Annotated in this window: 4 protein-coding genes; all 4 read right to left on the bottom strand. The window is 62.3% G+C overall.

Annotated elements, in window-relative coordinates; translation table 11 throughout:
• Positions 1–1303: transglycosylase domain-containing protein (locus JWQ61_RS02205; RefSeq protein ID WP_304359072.1), on the bottom strand; the 1303-nt coding region annotated here is incomplete at its 3' end.
• Positions 1304–1344: 41 nt separating this feature from the next.
• A complete protein-coding gene (locus tag JWQ61_RS02200; protein WP_304359071.1) occupies positions 1345–7113 on the bottom strand; it encodes an alpha-2-macroglobulin in 5769 nt (1922 codons plus the stop codon).
• Between the two features lie 254 nt (positions 7114–7367).
• Positions 7368–8762: a HAMP domain-containing sensor histidine kinase gene (locus JWQ61_RS02195; protein ID WP_304359070.1), complete on the bottom strand. Its 1395-nt coding sequence runs from the start codon at positions 8760–8762 to the stop codon at positions 7368–7370.
• Positions 8759–9207 (bottom strand): winged helix-turn-helix domain-containing protein (locus JWQ61_RS02190; protein ID WP_304359069.1); only part of this gene is annotated, 449 nt, incomplete at its 5' end. The genes JWQ61_RS02190 and JWQ61_RS02195, both read right to left, overlap by 4 nt.

Genomic DNA, 9207 nt, shown 5'->3' with positions numbered 1-9207 from the left:
CGGCGCTGCCCAGCGCCAGGCTGTAGCCGTAATAGTCACCGGATTCGCGCAGCTGGAAACCCAGTCCTTGCAGCCGTTCGAAGAAAGTCGTGGGCGTCACCGTCACCAGGGTGCGCACCGCCGGAATGTTCAGCGACGACGCCAGGGCGGTACGCACGCTGACCAGGCCTTTGAACTGCTTGTCGTAGTTTTGCGGGATGTACAGACCGCTGGCGGTCGGCAGGTTGATTGCCGAATCGTTCAGGATCGAAGCCGCGGTCATCCATTTTTTTTCGATCGCCAGTTCGTACAGGAACGGCTTCAAGGTCGAGCCGGCCTGGCGCAAGGCAACCACGCCGTCGACATCGGCCGCGTTCGAAAGCGAACCGCTGGAACCGACCCAGGCCAGCACGTCGCCGCTGGCGTTGTCGAGCACGACAATGGCGCCGTCTTCGATATTGCGTTCCACCAGGGCTGCCAGCTGGCGCCGCAGCGCATCGTTGGCAAAACGCTGCACGCCGGCATCCAGCGTTGAGCGCACCGATTGCCCGGGTGTGCGCAGCAGCTTGCGCGCCAGGTGCGGCGCCAGTTGCGGTGCGGTGGTGGTGACTATAACTTCGGAATTCGAGCCGGTGCGCACCAGCGCCAGCAAGGTGAAATCTTCCAGGCCCTTGCATTCTTGCGCCGCGCGTTGCTCCTGCAAGATGCGGCAGGCGCGTTCGGCGACACGCGCCGGCGTCGCGTTCGGGCCGCGTATCAGCGCCACCGCAATCGCCGCTTCGCGCTGGCTCAGGCCGCTGGGGTGCTTGCCGAACAATACCCTCGACAAGGCATGTATGCCGACCAGCTCGCCCCTGAAACTGACCAGGTTCAGGTAGGCTTCCAGGATCTGGTCCTTGCGCCAGTTGCGCTCCAGCTGCTGCGCCACCACCACCTGCGACATTTTCTGGCCGATCGAACGCGGCGCATTGCGCCGTCGCAGGTCGTCGTCCAGCAAACCCGCCAGCTGCATGGTGATGGTCGAGGCGCCGCGGGTCTTGGTGTTCCACAGATTGCCCCATGCGGCCGCCGCCACGGCGTTCCAGTCGACCCCGCTGTGCTGGTAAAAACGCCGGTCTTCCGAGGCCACCAGCGCATTGCGCAACGCCGGCGACACATCTTCCAGCGCCACCCACGACAGGCGGCGCTCGTTCGGATTCATGCGGACCTGCTGCAGCAGCTGGCCCTTACGGTCGTACAGGCTGGCTTCGGAAGAACGGAATTCCTGTTGCACATCGGCGAAACTCTGCAGGGCGTGCACCGAACCGGCGCTTAAGGCCAGCATCAGTATAGCGCCCAGCGTCCAGCGCCTGAGTCCAGTCGACTTCACTTCACCGTCCATTTCTGGTTAGGACTTTCACCAAACATTTCCGGCGCATACATCGCTTCCACCCGCGTCGGCGGCAAACTGAATTCGCCCGGGTTGTTGATGCGGAAGGTATACGTCATGGTGAATTTCCCCTTCGGCACGTACTCGTAATAGCTGCGGAACGCTTCAAAACTGCGTTCTTCGTACGCCACCCAGGCGCTGCCGCTAGGCCGTTCGCTGCTGGTGGCGATAGCCGAATCGCGACCCAGGCCAGAACCCAACAGGGTGGCGCCGGCCGGGATCGGATCGGTCACCACTACCCAGGTCATGTCGGTCTGCGCATCGACTTCGAGGTCGATCCGCACGATATCGCCGCGGGTATATTTTCCTTTTTCCTTTTGCTCGACCGGGACAATGTTCTTGCTGATCCGGTAGCCGCTGGAGAACGGTTTCTTCAATACCACCGCCGCCAGGCTTTGCACCGTCACCCATGGCGCGCCGCTGCCGGCATGGCTCAGCTTCAGGTCTGCAGGAGCAGCGGATGCCGGCCACGGCAATTGCAGTTTACCGGCCTCGGCCACATTGACTGTGGCGGGCCAGCTGTAGCTTTGGCTGCCGCTGACGGCAGCGCCCTGCTCCAGGCTGGCCTTGGTGACGCCCGTGACTTTTTCAGACTCGAACTTGCGCGCAAATTTCTGCAGCGCCAGCGAACCCCACAGATTGGCCGTGGTGGTCGACCAGTGGCCGCGCGACTGGCGCTGGATGGCGCCGTTGATCAGCTTCGGCATGTCTTCTTTCCAGGCCGGATTTTCCAGCATGGTCAGCACCAGCCGGTTGGCATTGACATCGGCGCTGGCCATCAGCCACCACCAGTAGTCGCTGCTTTCGGTGGAGAAGCCCATGCGCGTGCTTTGGTAATTCAGGCGCGAACGGATGATCTGCTCGGCTTCGGCCTGGCGCTTGGCGCGCTCTGGAATGCTGGAAACCCGTTGCAGGATATTGATCCAGTCCAGCAGCGCCGAGGTCGGCCACAGGTTGGGCGAAATCTGGATCGAATCCAGCATCGCCGGCCGCACCCGGTCATAGCGCGACAAGGCTTCCAGCGCCGCCAGCTTGCGCACGTCCAGGTCTTTCTGCGGCGACCAGAAATCGCGGGTGATCTTGCCTTCCACGAATGCTGCGAGGCCATCGAGCATCTTGTCGCGGCTTTGCTGCGGAATCGCAAAACCCGATTCCTGGGTGACCGCCAGCAGGTAAGCCGTCAAGGTATCGCTGCCGCGGCGGGCATTGCCTTCGTTCGGCGGATAGTAATAAGCCAGACCGTCGCTATCCAGGTAGGTCGGCAAATCGTTCAACACCTTTTGCCACATGGCCTCATCGCGCAATCCTATCGCGCGCGAAGTCTTTTGCTCCAGGCAGGAGAACGGATAATTGACGAAGTAGCGACGTATGCCTTCGTTGCCGGAAGCCAGCGACGGCGCCAGCGAGATCGCCAGGCCGCCACGGCCCGGCAAACCATCCGCGGGCGGCGCTACCGCCATGCTGAACGGCTTGTCGAGCTGAAACAGGGTAGCTTGCTGCACCGTCACCGGCACCGCAGGCACCACGCGCTGGGTGAACTTGATGCTGTCCTTGACCTTGGGCCCGCCCTGTTCCTGGGCATTGATCTCCCATGCCAGCTGGCCGACGTCCGGCGGCACTGTCACCGCCCACACCAGCTCACGGGTTTCACCGGCAGGAATGCTCTCGTCCTTGGCCGGCAACGGTGTCGCAGCCAGGCCCGCGGCCTGTGCCGTGGCATGGACTTGCATGGCGCGGGTGGTGGTGTTGCGCACCGTGACCAGCGCGCTGAAATTGTCGCCTTCCCGTACCAGCGGCGGCAAGCCGGAAATCAGCTGCAGGTCCTGGGTCGAGCGGATGCTGACGGCGCCGGTGCCGAACAGGCTGTCGCCGCTTTGCGCCACCGCCACGATCTTGAAGCTGGTGAGCGCATCGTTCAGAGGCACGTCGACCTGGGCCCGGCCGTTGGCGTCCAGCACGATGGCAGGTTTCCACAACAGCAAGGTGTCGAACAGTTCACGGGTCGGCGATTTGCCGCCGCCGCCGCCGGCAGGAATCGCTTTGCGGCCGTAATGCCGCTTGCCGACCACCTGCATTTGCGCAGTCGAGGTTTCCACGCCGTAGCTGCGCCGCTGCAGCATCGCTTCCAGCAGGTTCCAGCTGCGGTTGGGCTCCAGTTCCAGCAAGGCTTCGTCGACCGCCGCCAGGGCGATTTCAGCGCCGGCGGCCGGTTTGCCGTTCGGCAGGTTGACCTGGATGTTCACCTTGGCGGTGGTGCGGATCGCATAGCTGGGCTGGTCAGCCTTGACCGTCACCGCCAGCTGGTTGGCGGCGGTGCCGACCGTGATTTCGGCAATGCCGTATTTATAGGCCGGCTTGGACAGGTCGACGGTGGCGCTAGGCGCCTGGTACTCCTTGAATTCGCTCCACCAGTTCAGCGGTTCTTTCCAGCCCCAGGTAAAGAAGGAATACCAGGGTACGTCGCGCATACGGCCGCGCACCGCCAGCACCGAGACGAATACATTGGGGCCGTAGCTGGCCTTGACCGGCAGGCTGAAGGTCGGGTCTTGCCCATTCAGCTGCACCACCTGGGTTTCGATCACGCCTTCGCGTTCTACCGCGATCAGGGCGGTGGCGTAACGGAACGGCATGCGCACCTGGAACTTGGCGGTTTCGCCCGGCTGGTAAATCTTTTTCTCAGGCAGGATATCGATGCGGTCCTGGTTTTCGCCATCGAACCACAATTCACCTTGTTTGGTGACCCAGACCGAGCTGCTGGCGAGCGCAGGATAACCGCTGCCGTCCTGGCCCTTGGCGGTGAGCTCGATATTGCCCGGCTCCAGCAGTTCCACGCTGCAGATCATCAAGCCGCGGGCATCGGTCTTGCCGGAACACAGCGGCCCCAGGTCGCTGCCTGTATTGGTGTTTTCGTAAGCGTAGAAGCCGCCCACCATGCGCTTGCGATGCGAATTGGTCTGTTTGCTGGAACCGCTGATTTCAATCGGCACGCCGACTTGCGGCTGGCCTGCCGGATTGAGGGCGACCGCAGTCAGGGTCAGCTTCTTCTTGACCGAAACCCACTCCCCTGCTTTCAAGCCTACCACTACTGCCGAAGGCCAGATCGGCGTGACGCTCGATACGGTCTGGATTTCGCCGTTCGGATCGGCGTACGTCATTTCCGTCAGCAATTCCTTCGGCGCGGTAATGGCGGGCATGTCCTTCACCACGGTTTTGCCGGCGCCGTTCTTGTCCAGTGTCACCGGCAATTTATCGGCGACGATTTTCTGGCTCTCGGCGCTGCTGTCCTCATCGTTGCGCCCTGCTGCAAAAGAATAACCGTCGTAGCCGGCAAAACTGACCGACTTGCCGCGCAACAGGCTGGTGACGTGCACTGCCTGGCCGGAAGCGCCGCCGCCGTTCAGGTAATTCAGCTGCACATCGAGCGGCACTTCCTTGGGCGCCACCAGGATCTTGGGCGGCGTGATCCGTCCCTGCAGCAAAGGCAGGCGGAATTCTTCGACGCGGAAACTGCCGCTGCTGTAGCTGCGGCGGTTTTCATCGTAACCTCCGCTGTCAGAATCGGCGTCGCCGTCTGCGTCACCATCTGCATTACCACCGCTGACGCCGCTCTTGACCTTACCGCCATCCAGCACCACCTCATAACTGCCGAGCTTGGCCTCCTTCGGAATCTGGAACACGGTCTCGGCATTCTTCTGGCCGCGCCAGCTCAGCGCAAACTGATATTCCTGGCCGCTGCCCTGGTGGGTGATGCGCACCCGCGTCGGCAGCTTGTCGTTCGGCAGCAAGCCGAATCCCTGCATGGTCTCGGTGCGGATCACGTGCTTCATCGACACCGTTTCGCCGGCGCGGAACAGGGTGCGGTCAAATATCGTGTGCGCGCGCACAGTGGCTGATTTGTCGTAATCCATCGGCAGGTTGAAGCGCCAGGATTCGATGCCGTCATTCCATGAAGTCAGCGCAAAAGCCATGTCGGGACGGCCTTTTTCATCGGTCTTGCGGGCGCTGACAAAAAAACCGTCGATGTGTCCTGCTTCGTTGCCATTGCCATTTCTGCAGCCATCTACCGGGAACTCAGGCACCATGGCGATCCCGGTCTTGTCGGTCTTGCCGCGCCACAGCTCGGTGCCGCGGCAATCGGAAATGCGGACATCGGCATCGCTCACCGGCTTTGCGCTATCCAGCGTGGTGACCCACACCGCGCCGTTCTGGCGGCCGATCTTGACATGCACCGACAGGTTGGTCACCAGCGCGCTGGTGCGCACATACATGGGCGCGGCCTTGCCTAGCAGCGAAGCGCCCAGCTTTTGCGATTCCAGTTCCACCACATAGAAACCCGGGTCCTTGAGCGGGATGCCGATCACTTCAAACGGCCGCACGCCATCCTTGCTGTCCGGCGACGGCGGCAAGGCCAGGGTCTTGGCGCCGGCCTGCTTCGCCAGCAAGCCGATGCTGCGCGTTTCCACCTGCTTCTTGCTGATGGTGATGGTGGTTTCGTGATACTTCCTGAGTTTGGTCAGCCAGGCGATGATGTTCTGGTCGTCGCCAACTTTCAGGTTGCTGACCGTGCCCGGATTGACCTTGCCGTCGGCGCTGCGGGCCAGCATGCTGGTTTCGACGCTGCGCAAGGTGACCGGCAAGGTGGCGTCGGCGTTGAGTTCGATGATGCCGAACGGCGCCGAGGGAAATTTCGCCAGCGGCGGATAATCCGCCATCCGCACTTTCAGCGGAAACGCAGCGGCATTCGACAGCGGCCGGCCGCTCTCGTCCTGGAAACCTTGCGGCAGGTTGACGCTGAGCTCCTCTTTCTCGGAAAACGGCGGCTTGAAGGTCAGTTGCGAAACGGTGTCGTCGGTATCGTTCTTCTCAAAAAAAGGCTTCAGCTTGCCGTTGGCGGCGCTCAGTGTCACACCTTCAGCCAGCTTGCGCGGGACCGGCGCGGTAAACAGGATGCGCAGCGGCAGGATGGGCGCGCAGGCTGCATTGGCGTTCTCGCGCTCGCAACTGACGCTGGCGGTAAACACCGGCCGCACCTTGAATTTGAATACTTGCGGCTGGCTGCTGGCGATGCCGGAAGCGGTGCTCACGCCTTTGTCCCAGGTCAGGCTGACCGCGCTGTCGTTAGGCAAACGCTGCTGGCATTGCACGGTGCTGACTCTATCGGGGTTGATCTTGTCGGCAAAATGATCGAGCAGCTGCTTGCGTTCGGCGCCGGCGATGAACTTGACCGGAATCCGTTCATGCACGCCCTCGGCCTGGCAATACACGTGTTTCAGTATGCTGTCGCTGGTGGCGGCGCCGTTCTGGACCAGTATGAAGGCTTGCTCTTCGTCGATATGGTCGCCGCGCGGCATGATGTCGATCACGGCCGGGCCGCCGGTATTGAACTGGAATACGGTCTTGCCGCTGATTGCGGCGCCGGACAGCAGCTTGAACCCGGTTTTCACGGTAAAGCCGCAGCGTGTTCCCGGCGGCAGGTCGCGCACGAAATCGTAGATCCAGTTGCGCTCATCGGCCCAGCGCCCGCTGCCGGCTTCGGAACAGCTGATATCGAACGGCGTGGGCGCTTTCGGATCGCCGAACTTGATGGCGGCCTCCGAGAAATTCACCCGCACCTGGCGCACTTGGCTGATCTCGCCTTGCGGCGAAAAACTGCTGATGTTGGCGGCATGGGCAGCCTGCGTCATCTGGCCGCCGAGCAAGACCATGAGCAGCGCCAAGGTGCCGCGCACAACGGCGCCGGGATGTTTTTGGCCGAAAAAAAACAGCCCCGGAAAGCTCACGGCGCTGCTGCTGGTTTTCTTTCGTTCTATTGCTGCTTGCATAGCAATCCTCGGGCTAGGAAAAGATGGAATATCACTTTGTGAGGATACAGCATCTTTGTGTCTTTATGGCAATTTTACAGTTTCAACAACGCCTTCTCCGGCGTTGTCTTTTTATCGCCACAGTCTCAGTTCCATAGTCATACCGATGCCCACGGAAACCTGACTTCGACCAGCAAACCCTGGTCGTCATCGGCCGCATTCAGCCTGATGAACGCGCCATGCTGATGCGCCACCGACTTGACGATCGTCAGGCCCAGCCCGCTGCCGCTCTGGGTCTGGTCCGGATTGCGGAAAAAACGGTCGAATACGCGTTCGCGCAGGGCTGGCGCAATACCCGGTCCCTGGTCCGCCACGTTCAGCACGACCTGGGTCAGGTTACTGTGCAGGCTGACAAAAACCGTGGCGCCCGGCGGACTGTACTTGATCGCATTGTCGACCAGGTTGTCGATCAGCGACACCAGGCTGTCGCGATGGCCGAGGATGTAGCATTGGTTTTCGGACACCAGCTCCAGCTCGATCTGTTTCAGCTGGGCCAAACTCGATAGCACCGCCAGGCGGTCCTGCAATAGCACGCCCAAATCCAGTCGCTCGAGCACGATGCTGGCGGCGGGATCGCTGCGCATCAGCATCAGCAGCTGGCCCACCAGCCTGGTAGCGCGGCTGTTGCTGCTCAGGATCCCGGCCAGCAATTCCTGCTGGCGCTGGTTGCCGCCCTGGCTTTGCAATGCCTCCACATTCACCCGCATGGCGGCTAGCGGCGTACGCAGCTCGTGTGCGGCGTCGGCAATAAAATTGCGTTCCCGTTCCACACTCTCGCTCATGCGCTGCAGCAGGGCATTGATGCGATCAACCATGGAACTCAGTTCCAGATGCTTGGGTTTGAACTCCAGAGGCGCCAGGTTCTGCGGGCCGCGCGTAGCCACCTCGCGCGCCACCCGGCTCCAGGGGCGCAGCGCCATGCGTATCGACAGCCAGGCCGGCAACAGCAGGAACGGCAGGCTGATCAGCAAGGGCAAGGAATAATAACCGCGCGAATTCATGTCGATCAGCATTTCCATGCCATCCCCCGGCACGATCATGGTGACGCGGGTATCCGACTGCGGCGACTGCACGGTGCGGGCACGCCAGCGTACGCCGTCGACGTAGACGGTTTCCGGCTGGCCGAGACGGCGGTTAACGATGCCGCTGGGAGTATCCTCGGATTGGTAAAGCAGTTTCCCGCCTTGCCGCACCTGCATGCTCGGCGACAGATTGGGTGTGTTGCCGCCGACGCCATAACCTTCGCGCACCGCCTGGTCTATCAGGCTCAGCACCTTGTGCTGGCGCTCCGGATTGTCGGCCAGGTTCTCTACAACGCCGAAAATCGCGTCGTATGTGCGGTCAAGGCTGATCGGACCGGGCGCCCGGCTGGTCTCGAACATGGCGTAGCCGATGAACAAGCTCCACAGCAGCGTCAGCAACAGCATCTGCGCCAACAGCAGACGCCGCACCAGAGTCGGCCGCAGCAGGCCGCTCCACCAGCGGCGCATCATTTACGGATGCTGCGGGCCGGCGCCTGCAGGTCTATCACAAAGCCGACGCCGCGCACGGTGCGGATATAACCGTCGCCGATCTTGCGCCGCAGGTTGGCCATGTGCACATCCAAGGTATTACTGGCGTTGCCCTGGCCGCCGGGCAGCGCCAGGTCTTCCAGGATGCGGCGCGTCACCACCCGGTCAGCGCGTATCAGCAAGGTGCTGAGCAAGGCATATTCGCTGGCGGTCAGCTCTACCGGGCGCTCCTGCACGGTGACGCGGCGGGTCGGCGCATGCAGCGACAGGCCGCGCAATTCCAGGGTCTCGCCGTCGAAGCCGTAGCTGCGCCGCGCCAGCGCCCGCACGCGCGACAGCAGTTCTGCCAGCACGAACGGCTTGACCAGGTAATCGTCGGCGCCGCTGTCGAGGCCAAGCAGGCGATCGCTGACCGCATCGCGGGCGC

This window comes from Collimonas fungivorans, assembly GCF_028292705.1.
GTDB lineage: Bacteria > Pseudomonadota > Gammaproteobacteria > Burkholderiales > Burkholderiaceae_D > Collimonas > Collimonas fungivorans_B.
This window is presented reverse-complemented; position numbering and strand designations above follow the sequence as displayed.